General features: G+C 60.2%; 16 protein-coding genes. 6 read left to right on the top strand and 10 right to left on the bottom strand.

The genetic code is table 11. The features are described from left to right. Positions 1-15: 15 nt before the first annotated feature. Together QWI18_RS16720 and QWI18_RS16715 are read right to left on the bottom strand one after the other, a co-directional pair. On the bottom strand, positions 16-882 hold the full coding sequence (locus QWI18_RS16720; RefSeq protein WP_369319311.1) for an ion transporter: 867 nt from the start codon (positions 880-882) through the stop codon (positions 16-18). A gap of 207 nt (positions 883-1,089) precedes the next feature. Beyond that, on the bottom strand, positions 1,090-2,721 hold the full coding sequence (locus tag QWI18_RS16715; protein WP_369319310.1) for a methyl-accepting chemotaxis protein: 1,632 nt from the start codon (positions 2,719-2,721) through the stop codon (positions 1,090-1,092). A gap of 620 nt (positions 2,722-3,341) precedes the next feature. Between QWI18_RS16715 and QWI18_RS16710 the strand changes: the two genes are divergently transcribed. Next, positions 3,342-3,740 carry a response regulator gene (locus QWI18_RS16710; protein WP_369319309.1) on the top strand — a complete coding sequence of 133 codons (399 nt, stop codon included), beginning with the start codon at positions 3,342-3,344 and terminating at the stop codon, positions 3,738-3,740. A gap of 3 nt (positions 3,741-3,743) precedes the next feature. Here the strand turns inward: QWI18_RS16710 and QWI18_RS16705 are convergent, their stop codons facing one another. Further along, the gene (locus tag QWI18_RS16705; protein ID WP_192130053.1) at positions 3,744-4,352 is read right to left on the bottom strand and encodes a TetR/AcrR family transcriptional regulator; all 609 of its coding nucleotides are present in this window, start codon (positions 4,350-4,352) and stop codon (positions 3,744-3,746) included. Positions 4,353-4,591: 239 nt separating this feature from the next. Here QWI18_RS16705 and QWI18_RS16700 point away from each other — a divergent pair, with 239 nt between their 5' ends. Next, positions 4,592-4,816: a hypothetical protein gene (locus QWI18_RS16700; protein ID WP_065988731.1), complete on the top strand. Its 225-nt coding sequence runs from the start codon at positions 4,592-4,594 to the stop codon at positions 4,814-4,816. A gap of 131 nt (positions 4,817-4,947) precedes the next feature. Here QWI18_RS16700 and QWI18_RS16695 read toward each other — a convergent pair whose 3' ends face one another. The 7 genes from QWI18_RS16695 to puuE all read right to left on the bottom strand — a co-directional run bounded on the left by QWI18_RS16695 (position 4,948) and on the right by puuE (position 12,136). After that, complete coding sequence (locus QWI18_RS16695; RefSeq protein WP_296309577.1) at positions 4,948-5,736, bottom strand: hypothetical protein; 789 nt, start codon at positions 5,734-5,736, stop codon at positions 4,948-4,950. 358 nt (positions 5,737-6,094) lie between these two features. Continuing rightward, on the bottom strand, positions 6,095-7,450 hold the full coding sequence (locus QWI18_RS16690) for a nucleobase:cation symporter-2 family protein (RefSeq protein ID WP_296309575.1): 1,356 nt from the start codon (positions 7,448-7,450) through the stop codon (positions 6,095-6,097). 131 nt (positions 7,451-7,581) lie between these two features. Further along, on the bottom strand, positions 7,582-8,937 hold the full coding sequence (locus QWI18_RS16685; RefSeq protein ID WP_369319308.1) for a urate hydroxylase PuuD: 1,356 nt from the start codon (positions 8,935-8,937) through the stop codon (positions 7,582-7,584). A gap of 47 nt (positions 8,938-8,984) precedes the next feature. Beyond that, positions 8,985-9,488, bottom strand: coding sequence for an ureidoglycolate lyase (locus QWI18_RS16680; protein ID WP_122622636.1), 504 nt, complete (start codon positions 9,486-9,488; stop codon positions 8,985-8,987). 172 nt (positions 9,489-9,660) lie between these two features. After that, on the bottom strand, positions 9,661-10,656 hold the full coding sequence (alc, locus tag QWI18_RS16675; protein ID WP_369319307.1) for an allantoicase: 996 nt from the start codon (positions 10,654-10,656) through the stop codon (positions 9,661-9,663). Positions 10,657-10,697: 41 nt separating this feature from the next. Further along, complete coding sequence (gene uraD, locus QWI18_RS16670) at positions 10,698-11,213, bottom strand: 2-oxo-4-hydroxy-4-carboxy-5-ureidoimidazoline decarboxylase (protein ID WP_369319306.1); 516 nt, start codon at positions 11,211-11,213, stop codon at positions 10,698-10,700. Next, complete coding sequence (gene puuE, locus QWI18_RS16665) at positions 11,210-12,136, bottom strand: allantoinase PuuE (RefSeq protein WP_369319305.1); 927 nt, start codon at positions 12,134-12,136, stop codon at positions 11,210-11,212. The genes uraD and puuE overlap by 4 nt, the downstream gene beginning before the upstream one ends. A gap of 384 nt (positions 12,137-12,520) precedes the next feature. Here puuE and uraH point away from each other — a divergent pair, with 384 nt between their 5' ends. From uraH to QWI18_RS16645, 4 genes are all read left to right on the top strand, one after another. Then, positions 12,521-12,874, top strand: coding sequence for a hydroxyisourate hydrolase (gene uraH, locus QWI18_RS16660; RefSeq protein WP_065988723.1), 354 nt, complete (start codon positions 12,521-12,523; stop codon positions 12,872-12,874). 50 nt (positions 12,875-12,924) lie between these two features. After that, on the top strand, positions 12,925-13,350 hold the full coding sequence (locus tag QWI18_RS16655) for a DUF3830 family protein (RefSeq protein WP_065988722.1): 426 nt from the start codon (positions 12,925-12,927) through the stop codon (positions 13,348-13,350). Between the two features lie 450 nt (positions 13,351-13,800). Then, positions 13,801-15,072: an oxalate/formate MFS antiporter gene (gene oxlT, locus QWI18_RS16650; protein ID WP_369319304.1), complete on the top strand. Its 1,272-nt coding sequence runs from the start codon at positions 13,801-13,803 to the stop codon at positions 15,070-15,072. 23 nt (positions 15,073-15,095) lie between these two features. Then, positions 15,096-16,685, top strand: coding sequence for a gamma-glutamyltransferase family protein (locus QWI18_RS16645; protein ID WP_369319303.1), 1,590 nt, complete (start codon positions 15,096-15,098; stop codon positions 16,683-16,685). The last annotated feature ends 1 nt before the right edge of the window (position 16,686 follow it).

Below are 16,686 nucleotides of genomic sequence, written 5' to 3'. Positions count from 1 at the left end.
CAATAGATCAAAAACTCATGTGCTTATGTCGGGTTCTGCATTGGCCGGTCCAGCGATCGCGCCGAGCTTGGGGAACAGCGCATTGCCGCAGCGCGAACAGAACGCCGCTTGGGGTTCATGGGCATTCTTGGCGCAGACCGGGCAGTCGTGCTGCAGTTGATCGCCGCGCATGGCATTGGCCAGTTCGGCGGTGAAAATCCCGGTGGGCACGGCGATGATCGAGTAACCGGTGATCATCACCAGCGACGAGAGGATCTGCCCGATCGGTGTTCTCGGCACGATGTCGCCAAAGCCCACCGTGGTCAGCGTGACGATCGCCCAGTAGATGCCCTTGGGAATACTGGTGAAGCCGTGCTCCGGGCCTTCGACGACGTACATCAAGGTGCCGAATACCGTCACCAGCGTCGACACGGTGGCGAGAAACACGATGATCTTCTGTTTGCTGCCACGCAGGGCGGCGAGCAGGTAGTTGGCTTGTTTCAGATAAGGGCTGAGCTTGAGCACGCGGAAGATCCGCAGCATCCGCACCACGCGCACGATCAGCAGGTACTGCGCGTCGCTGTAATAGATCGCCAGAATGCCCGGCACGATCGCCAGCAGGTCGATCAGGCCGTAGAAGCTGAACGCGTATTTGAGGGGTTTGGGCGAGCAGTACAGGCGCACCAGGTACTCGACCGCGAAGATGAAGGTGAAGGTCCACTCGACCCAGGCCAATGGCGCGGCGTAATTGCGGTGCACGGCCTCGATGCTGTCGATGATCGCCACGAGCAGGCTGCAGAGGATGAGCACCAGCAGAATCTTGTCGAAGCGTCGGCCGGGTTTGGTGTCACTTTGAAAAACGATGATGCGTAGCTGTTCGCGCCAGCTGATGTTGCTGTCCATGGGGTCGTTCCGCGTGCAAGGTCGGCAGAGCGTGGGACAAAGCGCTCAGGAGCGCAACCTGTGAGGCGCCGCACCGCACATCTGATGGCGTCAAAACGGGCCTCTTCCCGGCTAAAGCCAGTCCAACGCAGAGCATTGCGTACATCCGATGGAACTGGCTACTACGACCCCTGTAGGACCGGCTTCAGCCTGGAAGGCGTCAGTCGCTTAAACCCGAAACTGCTTCAACAACCCATTCAACTGCTCACTCAACCCCTTGAGCTGATTGCTCGCCGCGCTGGACTGTTCCGCCGCCACCGCCGTGCTCTGGGAGAGTTGTGCGGCCTGGGTGACGTTCTGGTTGATGTCTTCCACCACGTGGGATTGCTCAAGGGTGGCGCTGGCGATCGAGGCGTTGAGGCCGTTGAGGTTGCGCAGTGCCTGGCTGATCGATGTCAGGCTCTGGCCGGCCAGGTTGGCCTGTTCGATGGTCAGCTGCGACGAACGACTGCTGTCAGCGATCACTTTCACTGCAGCGTCCGAATGGGCTTGCAGGCGCTCGATCATCGCCTGGATTTCCGCCGTGGATTTCTGCGTGCGCTGGGCCAGCAGGCGGACTTCGTCTGCGACCACGGCGAAGCCTCGGCCCTGATCACCGGCGCGGGCGGCTTCGATGGCGGCGTTGAGCGCCAGCAGGTTGGTTTGCTCGGCGATCGAACTGATCACCTCCAGCACCCCGCCGATCTGCGTGCTTTCGCTGGCCAGTGTCCGAATGACCTCCACGGCCTGATCGATGGTGCCGGACAGGTGCCCGATCTGCTTCAGGCTGCTGTCGATGTTGGCCTGACCCTGCTGCGCCTGGGACTCTGCATTGCGCATCTCGCTGGCGGCGTGCTCGGCATTCTTCGCCACGTCCTGTACGCCGTACGTGACCTCATTGACCGCCGTCGCCACCTGCTCCATCTGCAGCGACTGCTGCTGGCTGCGCTCCTGGGCCTGGATGGCATTGCTGCCCAGCTCACTGGATGCCTGGCCGAGACCGACCGCAGACGACTGCAGCTCGCTGACCACCCGCCGCAGTTTGGCGGTGAACGCATTGAAGTGCCGGGCCAGCTGCGTGACTTCGTCGTTGCCCTGGGTTTCCAGGGTGCGGGTCAGGTCGCTTTCGCCGCTGGCGATATTGGCCATCGCTTCGACCGTGGCCTTGAGCGGGCCGGCGATGCTGCGTGCGATCAGAATCAACAGCAGCGCCATGACCAGAAAAATGCCGGCACTGATCGACAGTGCCTTGACCACCTGCTTGTAGAACTCGCCCTGCACGTCATCGATGTAAACGCCTGAGCCGATGATCCAGCCCCACGGCGCGAACAACGAGATGTAGGAGGTCTTGCCGACCGCGTCAGTGGCGCCGGGCTTGGGCCAGCGATAGTTGACCATGCCCGCGCCTTTGGCCTTGGCCAGGGTGACCATCTCGTTGAAGACCTGGAAGCCGTCCGGGTCTTTGATTCCGGACAGGTCCTGGCCCACCAGCTTGGGATTGGCCGGGTGCATGATCATCACCGGGCGCAGGTCATTGATCCAGAAGTAGTCGGTCTGGTTATAGCGCAGCCCGCGAATGGCATCCATGGCCTGCTGCTGCGCCTGCTCGCGGGTCAGGCTGCCGGCGGTTTCCAGGCCATGGTAGTAATCAAGCAGCCCACTGGCGGTCTGCACCACGTGCATGGTCTTGACGGCTTTGGCTTCGTACAGATCGTCATGGATCTGCTTGAGCATCGCCGCTGCCAGCGTAAACAACATCACCACCGCGACGATGAGAATCAACCACAGGCGCCGGCTGATGGAAAGATTGCGCATGTTCATGATCGTCACTCCGTTTCTTTGTTCTTTTTATTGGGTCTGGCGTCTTGGGCAGCGCGCCAGTCAAACTGGTTGCGGGACAGCGGATCGATGACCGTCAAACGACAGACAGAGGACGCGGTGTCATTAAGCGTCTCGGCTTGTTTGTGACAAACGTGAGAGCGGTGCAGGGATATATCTGCAATGGTAGTTATCAAAGCCAAATAAGCTGTAAGAAATGCCTTCGCCTGACGTCAGATCCGATACAGGTATAGCGAAAGGCTTACACGCCCTGAGGAACTTGGCTCTAGGTTGAAACACTTCGGCGCGGTACATTGGATCCATCAACTGCAGCAACGGACCGCTGCAGGATCAAGGATGATCGACCGTTGCCAGGCATTGGCGGCCAACAGGAAGTTGGACGGTGTTGCACAAACCCGCTTCGGCGGGTTTTTTATTGCCCGCGATTTGGCGAACGCCCTTTTGTACCCATTCATTTACCGAATCTGTACAGCGTTTCGACCAAATGTTGCTTCCCGATGGAATTTCCTGCGCTCGCGCCGCTCACAGTACGGACTACACCCGAGTCCAGGACAGGGCCGGCCGGGCAGGCATGGGAAATAATTATTGTGGATGTGGCGCAAATGGCAGCAGACGTACCGAACAAGAGACTCATTCTGGTGGTTGAGGACGAGCAAATCATTCGCGAGTTTGTTTGCGAAATCCTCCAGGACGAAGATTTTATGACCTATGCGCTGGAGACTGCCGACGAGGCCGCGATGTACCTCGAGAGCAACTCCGACGACGTGGCGCTCCTTCTCACCGATATCCTCATGCCGGGTCAGTTGAACGGTGCCGATCTGGCGAACCTGTCGGGCAACAAGTATCCGCACATCCCGATCCTGATCATGTCAGGTCACGAGACCCCCGAGAGTTCTGGCGTCGTGCACCCGGTCGTGTTCATTCGCAAGCCCTGGAGTTTCGGCCAGCTTTTACAAGGCGTTAACAAGGCCTTGGGCTACGACAAGCACGAAAGCCTGTGACCCTCAGCGGTCCGGCTCACACCCTTTGAGCACCAGCCGGATGATGGTCTGGGCGGCCGCTTCGTAATCAGCGTCGTCCAGGGTCGCTTTGCCCGTCACTGTTGAGATCTGCCAGTCGAAATCGGCGTAGGTCTGGGTCGCCGCCCAGATGCTGAACATCAGATGATGGGGGTCGATCGGTGCGATCAGGCCGTCATCGATCCAGCCCTGGATGCACTCTATATTGTGCCTGGCCTGACCATTCAACTGGTCAACCTGCTCGGGGGTCAGGTGCGGCGCGCCGTGCATGATCTCGCTGGCGAACACTTTGGAAGCGAAAGGCAGGTCGCGGGAGATGCGGATCTTCGAGCGGATGTAGCTTGTCAGCACTTCAGCCGGCACCCCCTCACGATTGAATGGCGTCGACGCCTGCATGATCGGCTCGATGATGCTTTCGAGCACCTCTCGGTACAGGTTGTCCTTCGATTTGAAGTAGTAATAGACGTTGGGCTTGGGCACACCCGCCTTGGCGGCGATGTCGCTGGTCTTGCTGGCGGCGAATCCTTTGTCGGCAAATTCTTCACTGGCTGCGCGCAGGATCAGTTCTTTGTTGCGCTCGCGGATGCTGCTCATAAACCGGTATGTCCTTGCCTGCTCGGCGGTGGCGAATGTTAGCACCGGCCTCGCAGCAGGCTCAACATTGCCACTGCTGTGCAACAACAACCCCTTTGTCCACCGGCTTTGTCACTGGCGCGACGGCGTGCCGGTGGTATTGTGTGGCGGGTTGCATCGGGAGCAGTAGCAGAAGGGCAGTAACAGAACGGGCGCCTTATCAAGGCTGAACGCGTATTCGGTGGCGAGGTGTCGGCAGCATGAACAGCCCATTGTTTTCCAGCGTCGTTGCGTATGCCCAGCATTGCGAGCGACAGCTGGTGGAAATCCTGCACCGCCGGCCAACGCTCGACCGGCAGCAGGTCATGACCTGGGTCGACGAGCAGAGTCATGCGATGAAGGACCGTGATCCCCTCGACCTGTTGCGCTCACTCAACGCGAGGGTGCGAGCGGGCAAGCCGCTGCCGTGGGAAGGGCACTCCTGAGCGGGTGCTGTCAGCAGGGCTGGAGCGGCTGAAAGTGGCGGATCAGAGACCTTTGGTGTCTGATCCGCTGCGCCTCAGGTCGACAAGGATCTTGCCGGTCGACCATTGATCGGCAGCAGATCAACGCTTCGTTAGAAGAATACTTTTACCAGCAAACTGGCGGTGTTCTGATCGGTGTCGAAAGAGCGCGTGTCGTTGATGCCGTACTTGTTGCTCCAGTAGTCGTACTCGACGCCCACATACAACTGCCGGTCCGGAAGATTGAGCGCCTTGCCCAGGTCGTATTTGATCTGCGGGTTGAAGTGCAGGTTGGAGTGGTAATCACCTTTGCTGTTGGACTGTTTGTTGTCCACGACCCAGTCCATGAAACCGTCGATGAGAATGTCGGACTTGCCCACCGGGATCGTGTAGGACCAGACCGGGGTAATCTGCCAGGCACCGTAACCGGCGCGGTGGCCGTCGGTGTAACGCTTGTAGAAGTTCAGCTGGAAGTAATCAAAGCCAGGCACTTTCAAGTCAAAACCCGGGCCGATCAGGTACGACTCGACATCCCCTTCGCCAAACTCGTACGTCGTCGCCAACAACACGTCAGTGATCGGCCCCAGCTGAAACTTCTGATCGAAGATCTTGCCCATGGACAGGCGAGGGGAGATCTCCCCGTACGTCGAGGCGTTGCCCAGGCTGCCGTCTTTTTTGCCGTTGTAGTTGATGTAATCGAGGAAGACGAAGTTATCGCCGTATTTCCAGCCATCGGCATGTTCGTAGGTGAACGTCTGCTGGTTCTCAGGGTTCACGGCGAAGTTCTTGCCGTAGAGATAAGTCAGGCTGTTGCTCTGCCACTGCAGCAGATCACCCGACATGGCCGGCGCCGCGGCAAGCAGGCTGCTGGCGGCCATCAGGCTGGAAAGCGTGCGGTTCATGTAAATACTCCCTTGGATTGACGTCGTGGTTTTTTGCGAACTGACGCTCTGTTATGGCGCCTTGGTTTTAATCTACTAAGTTGTCTGTTTGGTCAGCTTCGAGTTGATAGCAAGAGCTGAGCCAACACCTTGAAAAAAGACGAAAAAGCCCCGCCGGCTGTTTAAAGAACAGTCGATGGGTCGTTTTATCGATGCCGTTTGGAAGAGGCACGGGCTGATCGGAGAGTTGTCCGGCCAGTCAGGTCAGTTGCGGTGTTGTTATTGGAGTGAATTCGAGCGGCGGCGGAGGATACTGACTCGCGCAGCGGTGCTCAAGTGCTCTGTCACAGCGCACTCTCGTCGAAAACAGGGCAACCCCTCAGTGTGGATGCAGCGGCCCGGCCATCACCGCACGATCGGCACCGCCGAGCACGTTAAACAGCAGGTTCAATAGCACGGCACTCAGCGTCGCCATGGCGATGCCGCTGTGGGTAATCGGGCCCATCCACTGCGGCAGCTGGCTGAAGAACTCCGGCCGCACCACCGGGATCAGGCCCATGCCGATGCTCACCGCGACCAGCAGTTGGTTGCGCCGATCGGAGATGTCCGCTTCCTGGAGGATCTTGATCCCGGTGGCGGCGACCATGCCGAACATCGCGATGGCCGCGCCGCCGAGTACGGCAGGCGGAATCGAGGCGACCAGATAGGCCGCTTTCGGCAGCAGGCTGAGCACGATGAGAAACCCGCCCGCGACAATGGTCACCGAGCGGCAGCGTACGCCGGTCATCTGCACCAGGCCGATGTTCTGCGCAAACGAGGAGTGGGTGAAGGTGTTGAGAAAGCCCGCAAGAAAAGAGGCGGCCGCATCGCACAGCAGGCCCCGGCGCAGCATGCCGGGCGTGACGTCGCGGTCGGTGATCTTGCCCAGGGCGAGGAACATCCCCGTGGATTCGACAAAGATGATCACCACCACCAGGCACATCGACAGGATCGGCGCGAGGCTGAATTGCGGCATGCCGAAGTGCAGGGGCGTGACCACTTTCAGCCATTCGGCCTGACCCAGTCCACTGAGGTCGACCATGCCGATGAAGCCGGAGAGGATGTAGCCCAGGCCCATGCCGATCAGCACCGAGATGTTCACCCAGAACCCGCGCATGAAGCGGTTGATCAGCAGAATCGTCAGCAACACCAGCGCGGCGACGCCGAGGTACACCGGGGCGCCGAAGCTCACCGCCTTGCTGCCGCCGCCGGCCCAGTTGACCGCCACCGGGAACAGCGACAGGCCGATGGAGGTGATCACGGTGCCGGTCACCAGCGGCGGGAAGAAGCGCACGATTTTCGACATGAACGGCGCGATCAGCATGCCGAAGAAGCCCGCCGCGATGGTCGCGCCGAAGATCCCCGGCAGGCCGACGCCGCTCATCCCGGCCATCGCCACCATGCTGCCGACAGCGGCGAAACTGGCGCCCATCATGATCGGCATGCGAATCCCCAGCGGACCGATGCCGAGCGATTGCACCACCGTGGCAATGCCGGCGACCAGCAGGTCGGCGTTGATCAGAAAGGCAATGTCTTCCCGGGAAAGCCCGGCGGCCTGGCCGATGATCAGCGGCACTGCAACGGCACCGCCGTACATCAACAGGACGTGTTGCAGGCCCACCAGAATCAGTTGCAGCAAGGGCAGGGGCTGTCGTGGCGGCGCGGCAGGGATGCGCGCGTGAGTTGACTCGGACATGCAACACCTCATTGTTTTTATTTTAGGGTTGAAGCTTTGAATCGGTGGAGGCGACAAGCTTCAAGCCTCAAGCTAAAGCCGATCGCGTACTGCTTCTGACTTGTGGCTTGCCGCTTGAAGCTTGCAGCTGCTTAGTTCGTCTGCGCCCCCTTATCGATCCATTGCCCCAGCAGGTCACGTTCCTGTTGGGTCATCTGGGTGATGTTGCCCAGCGGCATGATCTGCGCGGTCACGGCCTGGGCCTGGATGCGCGGGGCGAGTTGCTGGATCTGTTGCGGCGTGTCGAACATGATTCCGGCCGGCGCGCTGCTGAACAGCGGGCTGGTGGGTTTGGCGGAGTGACAGACGGTGCACCGTTCCTGAATCACGCTGTGGACTTTCTCGAAATCCACACCGCCGCTGCTGGCCTGCGCGGGTTTCGCGGCAGCGGGGGCAGTGGCAGCGGGCGCAGGCGCAGTTGCAGTTTCAGGCGCAGCGGCGACGGGCGCTGGCGCGACCTCGGGCTTCGGCTCGTCGGCGCGATGACCGCCAATGGCCGTGCCCGGCAGCGGCTGGTACTGGATGTTCGCCGCCACGTCCGGGCTGCGAAATGTTTGCGCCGGGCCGGTGACGTACGCCAGACACATCATCCCCAACGCGCCGACCGGGAGGGCCCAGGCATATTTGTGGCTGTTGTGGCGGGTGTTGAAAAAGTGACGGACCAGCACCGCACACACCGCGATCCCGGCCAGGATCAGCCAGTTGTACTGACTGCCGTAGGTGCTCGGGAAGTGGTTGCTGATCATGATGAACAGCACCGGCAGGGTGAAGTAGTTGTTGTGCCGTGAACGCAGCAGGCCTTTGGCGGGCAGCGACGGGTCCGGCGTGCGGTTCTCGGCGATGGCGGCGACCAGCGCGCGCTGGGCCGGCATGATAATGCGCAGCACGTTGCCGACCATGATCGTGCCGATGATCGCACCCGTGTGCAGGTAAGCTGCTCGCCCGCTGAACACCTGGCTGAAGCCGAAGCAGGCCGCGATGACCAGCACGAACAGCACCAGGCCCAGCAGGACAGGGCGCTTGCCCAGCGGTGAATCGCAGAGGATGTCGTAGATCGTCCAGCTGGCGATCAATGAGCCGACGCCGATGGCGATGCCTGCGCCGCCGCTCAGCGTGCTGCCGGGTGCCAGCAGGTAAAGGGTGGGGTTGGAATAGAACACGATGCACAGCAGCGCGACGCCCGACATCCAGGTCCAGTAGGCTTCCCATTTGAACCAGTGCAGGTCGTCCGGCATGGTCGGCGGGGCCAGTTTGTACTTTTCCAGGTGATAGATACCGCCGCCGTGAATCGCCCAGAGGTCGCCCGACAGACCCTCACGGGGGTTGGCGCGGTTGAGGTTGTTCTCCAGCCAGACGAAATAAAAGGACGCGCCGATCCAGGCGATCCCGACGATCATGTGAATCCAGCGCACGCCCAGATTCAGCCATTCCATCAGATGTGCAGCCACAGTCTTACCCTTTGCCTGCCACCCCTTGGCGGGTGGTCAGACCCTTCTTATAGTTGGGGATCGAGAACCATCTTCTGACTCTCTTCGAAGAAATGCTCATCGCAGTTATTGCCGTTGCCACTGCGATCAACCACCAGGAAGTCATCCCGCTTTTCGATCGTCAGCACCGGGTGGTGCCAGACGCCGCGATGGTAATTAACACCCTGCCTGCCATTGGTGATGAAGGCGCGGGTCAACTCGGGTTCAGGTGCATCGCCAAGTGGCGCGACCACGACCAGAAAAGGATGGCCGAGCAGCGGAATAAAGGCCTGGCTGCCCAGCGGATGGCGCTCCAGCATGCTGATAGTCAACGGCATGTCCAGCGCCTCGGCACGGAAGATGCTGATGATCGCCTTGTCGTCCGGCGTGGCCGTTTCAACCTCGGCCAGACGGTGAAAGCGCATGGTCGAGCCGTTATTGATCATGAAATGATCGCTGCCGTCGGTTTCGATGACATCGCCAAACGGGGCGAAGGCTGCCTTGGTCAACGGCTCGATGATCAGTGTGCGCATGCGGGGTCTTCTTTCTCGTTATTCGTAAATGAAAACACTGTGGTCTTTGATCGTTCCCACGCTCCGCGTGGGAATGCATCCCCTGACGCTCTGCGTCACCCTGGACGCGGAGCGTCCGCAAAGGGGTTACCACGCGGAGCGTGGGAACCATCAGTCATCAGGGGCCAAGCGTTTATTTCGCGACTTTGCCCAGCACCCGCAACCGGCTCACACCGCCATCCGGGAACACGTTCAGGCGGATATGGGTAATCGGTCCCAGCGCCCTGATCTGCTCGACGAACGTGTGTTCGGCGTGCATTTCCAGCTTCTGGCTCGGCAGCAGTTCGCGCCAGAACAGGCTCTGGGTTTCGATCTGGCTGTCGGTGCCGCCTTTGACGAACGCCGCCTGAATCGAGCAGCTGTCCGGGTAGTTGCCCTTGAAGTGCAGGGTGTCGACGACGATCTGCTCGACCTCACCGGCATGCCCCAGCGCCACGATCACCCAGTCATTGCCAGGGGTGCGGCGACGTGCGGTTTCCCAGCCGTCGCCCATGTTCACGCCACGGCCCGGGTTGAGGATGTTGCTCATGCGCCCGAAATGCTCGTCGGAGCAGGCCAGTGCACGGCCGCCATTCAGCGCCGCGACCAGGTCGATCTGCTCGTTGTCGCCCACTGGCGACCAGTCCCGGTGAGGCACGCCGTACACCCGCAGACGCGCCACGCCGCCGTCCGGGTAGATATTGAAACGCAAGTGGCTGTAGGCCTTGGCGTCCGCGATCTCGTGGTAGTGGTGGCTGTCGCCCTTGAGCTCCACTGCCGGCAGCACTTCGGTCCACACGGTGTACTCGTCCGGCTCGCCCGACGCCAGGAAGCACGCTTCCAGGGAGGCCGATGGCGGATAGTTGCCGGTGAAGAACGAGGTGTCGATGTCCACGCCCTTGATCGAACCGGCGACGCCCAGACGGATCACTGCACTGTCGTAACCTTCGAAGCGCTTGCGGCGCGACTCCCAGCCGTCCATCCACTTGCCGTTGTCGTCGAACACGCCTTCTTTCCAGACCGCAGGGGTCGGCTGGAACAGGCGGTTGGCGTCGGCGAACCAGTCATCGGTGACGGACAGGATCTTCGTCCCCAGACGCGCATCGGCCAGGTTGACGAACTTCTCGAAGGGTGCGGCGTAAGCTTTCATTCTTTTTGTGTGCCTTTGATAAGGGGCGTGGGAACGGTCGGTCAGAGGGCTTGCAGGCGGAACATCGCGATCTTGTTGATCTCGGCGAGGGCGCAGGCAAACTCGGCGTCTGCCGTGTTGTGAATGCGCGTCTCGAAGGCCGCGAGGATCTGATGTCGGTTGCTGCCTTTCACCGCCATGATGAAGGGGAACGCAAACGTCGCTTTGTAGGCGTCGTTCAGCTCGGTGAAGCGCTGAAACTCTTCGGCCGTGCATTGGTGGATACCGGCGCCAGCCTGTTCAGAGGTGCTGGCTTCGGTCAGTTGGCCTTGCACGGCGGCTTTGCCGGCAAGGTCCGGGTGGGCGTTGATCAACGCCAGTTGCGCGGCGTGATCGGCGCTCAACAGGATGTCGCTCATGCGTGCATGCAGCGTCTCGATATCATCGAGTTCGTGCAGATGGCCCCGGTCATAGGCCTTTTCGGCGACCCAAGGCGAGTGTTCGTAGATGTCGGCGAAGGTCTGGACGAAGGCTTCGCGGCTGAGGGAGGAGGGCGTCAGGGTCTTAAAACGGCTCATTCGGCAGCTCCGTTGAAGGGATGAACCTGGTGCCAGTGCCGCGCGATCTCCACGCGACGGGCGAACCAGACCTGCTCGTGGCCTTTGACGTATTCAATAAAACGCTGCAGCGCGGCCAGCCGGGCCGGGCGGCCAATCAAGCGGCAGTGCAGGCCGATCGAAAGCATTTTGGGCGCTTCGACCCCTTCGGCGTAGAGCACGTCGAAGGCGTCTTTCAGGTAATCGAAAAAGTCATCGCCCTTGTTGAAACCCTGCACCTGGGTGAAACGCATGTCGTTGGTGTCCAGGGTGTAGGGGATCACCAGATGCGGCTTGCCGGTGGAGTTGTTCGGCTCCCAGTAGGGCAGGTCGTCGTCGTAGGTGTCGCAGTCGTAGAGAAAGCCGCCTTCTTCCATCACCAGCCGCCGGGTGTTCGGGCCGGTGCGCCCGGTGTACCACCCCAGCGGACGCTCGCCGGTGAGTTCGGTGAGGATGCGGATGGCTTCGAGCATGTGCTCGCGTTCCTGGGCCTCGTCCATGTTCTGGTAGTCGATCCAGCGATAGCCGTGGCTGCAGATCTCATGGCCGGCGTCGACCATGGCGCGGATCACGTCCGGGTGACGCTGGGCGGCCATGGCCACCGCGAAAATGGTCAGCGGGATGTCGAATTGCCTGAACAGCTTGAGCACGCGCCATACGCCGGCGCGGCTGCCGTATTCGTAAAGCGATTCCATGCTCATGTTGCGCTGGCCCTGCAGCGGTTGCGCGGCGACCATCTCAGAGAGGAACGCCTCGGATTCCTTGTCGCCATGCAGAATGTTGCGCTCGCCGCCTTCTTCGTAATTGAGCACGAACGACAGCGCGATACGGGCGTTGCCTGGCCAGTGGGGATGGGGCGGTTTACTGCCGTAACCGATCAGGTCGCGTGGGTAGTCGGCGCTCACTGCGAGATTCCTTCTGTGCGTGTTGTCTGTTGCTGTTGGCTGTCTGACATTGCAGGAACGATGCAGTGGACTGCCGTTGCGGTGAAAAGATTGTATACAACCTCGTCCGCTTTTTGTAAGCCTGTTTTTTCTTTTCTTGCGAAGGCTGGCGCTGCAAGAAACCTGCCTTATTGGTCAGGATCTTTACAAAAACCCTAATAATTACCTGACTCGGCTCTGAAATATGGGTTATCCAGACGCGACAAGCAAAACGGGCTATGGAACGATATCTATTGTGTACAATTTAAGCTCGAAGTGTCTTAATCGTTCATCACCCCCACCCGCTGAGCACCCAATTGGTGCGCGTACCTGATTTTCCACTTCTCAAGCGAGGCCCCGACAAGCATGGGACGACTGACCACACACGTATTGGACGCCGCTCACGGCTGCCCCGGCAGCTCCATTCACATCGTGCTTTACCGGGTTGAAGGCGAACGGCTGGAGAAAGTCGCCGACGCCGTCACTAACGCCGACGGTCGATGCGACGCGCCATTGTTGCAGGGCGATGATTACCGTTCAGGCGTCTACCAGTTGCAATTCCACGCAGGTGATTACTACCGCGCCAAAGGCGTTCAACTGCCCGACCCCGCGTTTCTTGATGTGGTCGTGCTGCGCTTCGGCATTGATGCGGCGCAGGACCACTATCACGTGCCACTGCTGATCTCGCCTTATAGTTATTCGACCTATCGCGGGAGCTAGGGTCGCCGCGCCTCGGATCATCGCCATGCCTATTGAGGAGACAATGCTGCATGACCACTCTTAAAATCACCGCAGGCGGGTATCAGTTTCTCGCCGAAACTCACCCCGATGCCCCGGAAACTGTCTCGGCGTTTCTCGCATTGCTGCCGTATCGTCAGAAGCTGATTCACGTGCGTTGGAGTGGCGAGGGATGCTGGGTGCCATTGGGTGAGTATCAACTTCTGAAGGGCGAGGAGCCCATTGGCTTCGAGAATCACACCAGTCATCCTTCCGTGGGTGACATTCTTTTCTACCCCGGCCCCTACAGCGAAACCGAGATTCTCGTGGCCTACGGCTCTTGCTGCTTTGCCAGCAAAATGGGGCAACTGGCGGGCAATCACTTTCTGACCATCGTGCAAGGCAAGGAAAACTTGCGCGCCCTGGGCGTGAAGACGTTATGGGAAGGGGCTCAAGAGATCGTATTCGAGCGGGCGTGAAGTTCGCGCTCGCAAAGGCGGCTGGATCTATTCCCGGCGCGCTATGAATGAAGAGGGCGGCCGGGTTCGGACCGCTCTTCTCATGCCCGGCAATACCGTTGCCGCCGTTGTAAATCGGGTCAGCCTGGTGCGCGGCGTGCGTCGCTGCACCGACGTCGGGCGATAAGCTGACCTCGAATTTTGCGCGTGTCCGTTAGGCGATATACGCCGTCCCTTTAGCGATAGACAAGCCTGCGCTTGGCGCGTACGTTCTTTTCCACTCATTGTTTAGTTGGACTTATATATACATTGAATTTCGGATAAATAGCCGGAAGGCGGAGGCGCGGACGAAAGGTTTTGACCGGCGTAAGTTTGGTTTTTAATAGGCGGATAAGTTGAGACGATTTAATTAGCTGGCATGCCGTTTGCTCTTTGCTTTGACTCGATAAACCCACCTTCGAGCCTAATGCCATGAGCAGTGATCAATACATTATTGAAGGCGCACGTACGCCTGTTGCGACCGCCCGTTGGTATCAACTTTTCATCGGTGTTGTGTGCATGATGGCGATTTCCAGTCCGCAATATGTCTGGACGCTGTTTACCGGCCCGCTGACCAATAAACTTGGTGTTTCGCTGGCGCAAGTGCAAATCACCTTTTCCCTGTTGATTATTTTGCAGACATTCTTTTCCCCCGTGCAGGGCTATCTGGTCGATCGTTTTGGCATTCGCCTGCTGGTCGGTCTGGGTTGCACGTTGTCCGGCCTTAGTTGGGTGCTGGCCAGTCAGGCTTCCTCTCTGAGCATGCTGTACTTGAGTTATGGCGTGGTGGGTGGCCTGGGTACCGGGATTGTCTACGTGGGAATTGTCGGTCTGATGGTGCGCTGGTTCCCGGACCGTCGCGGTTTTGCGGCAGGCGCTGTGGCGGCAGGCTATGGAATGGGCGCAATGCTCACCACGTTTCCTATCAGCAACAGTCTGCAAAGTGCTGGCATGGAACAGACCATGATGACGTTCGGCCTGGTGCTGGGGGTGGTCGGGCTTGCCGCGTCGCGGTTTTTGCGTCAACCACCGGCACTGTTGCGTGATGCGGCGGTGGCGCAAACGCCCCAGACCGTTTCTGATGTCGCGCCCCGCGAGATGCTCAAGACTCCCGTCTTCTGGCTGATGTTTGCCATGTTCACCATGATGTCCACGTCCGGTCTGATGGTGACTTCGCAGATGGCCAGCTTCGCCAAGGATTTCGGCATGACCACCGTCATGGTGATGGGCATGGCGGCCTTGCCACTGGCCCTGACCATCGACCGGGTCTGCAATGGCCTGACCCGGCCATTGTTCGGCTGGATTTCCGACCGTTTCGGCCGTGAAAACACCATGGCGTTCGCGTTCCTGTTTGAAGGTGTAGCCATGACGCTGTGGTTGCTGACCAGTGATAATCCGGTCCTGTTCGTGCTGTTGTCGGGTGTCGTGTTCTTGGGCTGGGGCGAAATCTTCTCGCTGTTTCCTTCGACCCTGACCGACACCTTCGGCACCCGCCACGCCACCACCAACTACGGTTTTCTGTACATGGCGCAGGGGATTGGTGCGGTGTTTGGCGGTCCGGTTGCAGCGCTGCTGCACCAGTACACAAGTAGCTGGTACCCGGTATTCGCAGTGGCCATCAGCTTTGACATCGTCACCGCTCTGCTGGCCTTCTTCGTGCTCAAACGCATGCGTATGAACTGGCTTGCCGCACACGCTCTGTAATTTTTACAACAAGGAATCTGCGCATGTTGAACACCACACTGGCCGCTCGGGGCATTGCCGTTGCACCTCACAGCCTCGCTGCCCAATCGGCGCTGGCAGTATTGCGCGAGGGCGGTAACGCGATCGAGGCCATGGTCGCGGCAGCCGCCACGATCGCCGTTGTGTACCCACACATGAACAGCCTGGGCGGCGACGGTTTCTGGCTCATCATGCCTGCTCAGGGCGAGCCGGTGGCGATTGACGCCAGCGGTCCGGCTGGCAGTCTGGCCACCCTGAGCCGCTACGAAGGCATGAGCAAGATCCCGACCCGTGGCGTCGATGCGGCGCTGACCGTGGCGGGAACCGTAGGCGGCTGGCAGGAGGCCTTGGCCGTTTCGGCGCAACGGGGTGGCCATACTCCTTTGCCGCGCCTGCTCGAAGACGCGATCCACTATGCACGGTCTGGAATCCCCACCACCGTCTCGCAACACGTCGCCACTTCTGCCAAGCAGGCTGAGCTGCAGCATGTGCCGGGTTTTGCAGAGACATTTTTGCCGAACGGCGCAGCACCGCAAGCTGGCAGTCTGTTCCGGCAACCGCGTCTGGCGGACACGCTGCAAGCCTTGGCCGACGACGGTCTCGACAGTTTCTATCGCGGGGCGCTTGCCGATTCCATTGCCCATGATCTGGAAGCTCTGGGCGCGCCGGTGACCCGCGCCGATCTGGCCGGCTACCGGGCCAGGCGTGTGCGCCCCCTTGAGCTGACCCACAGCGCAGGCACGGTTTACAACCTGACACCCCCTAGCCAGGGGCTGGTTTCGCAGCTGATCCTGGGGATTTCCGATCACGCAGGTTTGGCCTCACATGCCGCGGACGAGGCAGACCATATTCATACCCTGGTGGAGGCGACCAAGCTCGCATTCGCGCTGCGCGATGGTCACATAACGGACCCCGAGCACATGACTATCGATCCACAGAGCTGCCTGGCGCCGGACAATCTGCAAGCGCTGGCCGCGCGCATTGATCCGCAGCAAGCCGCGCCGTGGGGTGAAGGCAAGGGGCCGGGCGACACGATCTGGATGGGTGTGATCGATAACGACGGGCTGGCGGTTTCGTTCATTCAGAGCATTTACCACGAATTCGGCAGCGGCGTGGTGTTGCAGGGCTCGGGCTTGAACTGGCAGAACCGCGGCGCCTCGTTCAGTCTCGATCCTGAGCACCTGTTGGTCTTGAAGCCGGGCAAGAAGCCGTTCCACACGCTCAACCCTGCGGCGGCCCGCTTGAAGGATGGCCGCACCATGGTCTACGGTACCATGGGTGGAGACGGTCAGCCGCAGACGCAGGCGGCGGTGTTCAGCCGCTACGCGGTGTTTGGTCAGCCATTGCAGCAGGCGGTGACGGCGCCGCGCTGGTTACTGGGGCGGACCTGGGGTGATACGTCGGACACCCTGAAACTGGAGTCGCGTTTCCCGGCGTCCGTTGTCGATGAACTCAAGCGCCGTGGCCACGAGGTCGAGTTGCTTGCGGCCTTCACTGAAACCATGGGGCATGCCGGGGCTGCGGTGCGGTTGGTCAATGGCAGCTTTGAAGGCGCTTTCGATCCGCGTGGCAATGGCGCCGCCGCCGGCTATTGAT

It is taken from the genome of Pseudomonas sp. W2Oct36, assembly GCF_041060465.1.
GTDB lineage: Bacteria > Pseudomonadota > Gammaproteobacteria > Pseudomonadales > Pseudomonadaceae > Aquipseudomonas > Aquipseudomonas graminis_B.
This window is presented reverse-complemented; position numbering and strand designations above follow the sequence as displayed.